Source organism: Halorubrum sp. SD612 (assembly GCF_002135005.1).
The window spans coordinates 1-1,850 of the sequence record NZ_NEWI01000315.1; the positions used below are offsets into that span (position 1 = coordinate 1).

Annotated in this window: 2 protein-coding genes; both read left to right on the forward strand. The window is 71.2% G+C overall.

Going from position 1 to position 1,850, the window contains the following annotated elements; all coding sequences use genetic code 11:
• Positions 1 to 914, forward strand: a 914-nt coding sequence (locus B9G38_RS16840; protein WP_086221133.1) for a LeuA family protein, incomplete at its 5' end; no start/stop codon positions are given.
• Positions 915 to 1,287: 373 nt separating this feature from the next.
• On the forward strand, positions 1,288 to 1,850 hold a 563-nt coding region (locus tag B9G38_RS16845; RefSeq protein ID WP_255375990.1), incomplete at its 3' end, for a thiamine pyrophosphate-binding protein.

The following is a 1,850-nucleotide window of genomic DNA, read 5'->3' on the forward strand; positions in this document are numbered from 1 at the left end:
GCGACATCGACGCCGCCATCGACTCCGGCGTCGAGATGGTCCACGTGTTCGTCTCCACCAGCGACGTTCAGCTGGAGGACTCGATGCACGCGACCCGCGAGGAGGCGAAGGGGCGCGCGGTCGACGCCGTCGAGCAGGTGAAAGACGCCGGCGTCGAGTGTATGTTCTCGCCGATGGACGCCACCCGGACGGACCCGGACTACCTGATCGACATCGTCGAGGCCGTCTCCGAGGCCGGCACCGACTGGATCAACATCCCCGACACCTGCGGCGTCGGGATGCCGACCAGCTTCGGGGAGACGGTCAACGCCGTCGTGGAGGCGACCGACGCCCGCGTCGACGTCCACACCCACGACGACTTCGGCATGGCCGCGGCCAACGCGGTCACCGGTTTCGAGAACGGCGCGGAGCAGGCGCAGGTGTCGGTCAACGGGATCGGCGAGCGCGCCGGCAACGCCGCCTACGAGGAGGTCGTCATGGCCGTCGAGTCGGTGTACGGCGTCGACACCGGCATCGACACGACCCAGATAACCAAGCTGGCCCGGATCGTCGAGGAGGCCTCGGACATCCCGGTGCCCGCGAACAAGCCCGTCACCGGGCGGAACGCGTTCGCCCACGAGTCGGGCATCCACGCCGCGGGCGTCATCGAGAACGCCGACACGTTCGAGACCGGCGTGATGACGCCCGAGATGGTGGGCGCCGAGCGCGAGTTCGTGCTGGGCAAACACACCGGAACCCACAGCGTGCGCAAGCACCTGGTGGAGGCCGGCTTCGACCCGACGGACTCCGAGGTCCGGTCGATCACCAAGCGGGTCAAGGAGTACGGCTCCGGCAAGCGGCAGGTGACCGCGGGCGACGTCGAGCGGTTCGCCGAGGAGGCGGACGTCACGCGCGAGGAGGAGGTCCGGGTCTGATGGCCTCCTCGCCGACCGGAGCGCCCTCCGAGCCACCGCGAGGGCGGTCCCGGGAACGGTCCGAACGCCGTCCGGTTCCGGACTCCCGACAGGAATTTATACCCCGGCCGCGTTGCTCAGAGCGAGATGCGACGGCGCACCACGGCCGCGGAGCCCGCGAGCGCTCCCGGAGCCGTCGCGCCGATCATTGTAGGGGTATAACCCCCTACACTACCCCTTCCTCACCGACGCGACGCACCGCCGAACGCCGGCGGCCGGGCCCTTTCCGCGGGGAGATCCGCTCCCGAAACCGGAACCGCGAGCCCGCCCGTCCCGCGTTCGCAGCGACCGACACGACAACCCGCCAGATGCCACACCGCACACCACCACGACAATGAGCGACACAGCAGCACAGCCGCGATCCGACGCGGACGAGTCGGACGAGGCCCCGGCCGACGCGGCCGCGACCGACGAACCCACCGACCCGGACGAGGAGGCGTCCGCCGGGCCCGTCTCGACGGGCGCCGAGTCGGTCGTCGCCGCCCTCGAGGCCGCGGGCGCGAAGACCGCCTTCGGCGTTCAGGGCGGCGCGATCATGCCAGTCTACGACGCCTTATACGACTCCTCGATCCGGCACGTGACGATGGCCCACGAGCAGGGCGCCGCCCACGCCGCGGACGCGTACGGCGTCGTCGCCGGCGAGCCGGGCCTCTGTATGGCCACCTCCGGCCCGGGCGCGACGAACCTCGTCACCGGCATCGCCGACGCCGACATGGACTCGGACGCGATGTTGGCGCTGACCGGACAGGTCCCGACCGAGTTCGTCGGCAACGACGCGTTCCAGGCGACCGAACCGGTCGGCGTCACCCGCCCCATCCCGAAGCACAACTACTTCGCGGGCCGCCCGGACACCGTCGGCGACCCCCGCGGCCAGGCGGTCGAGCCGGCCCGCCCCCG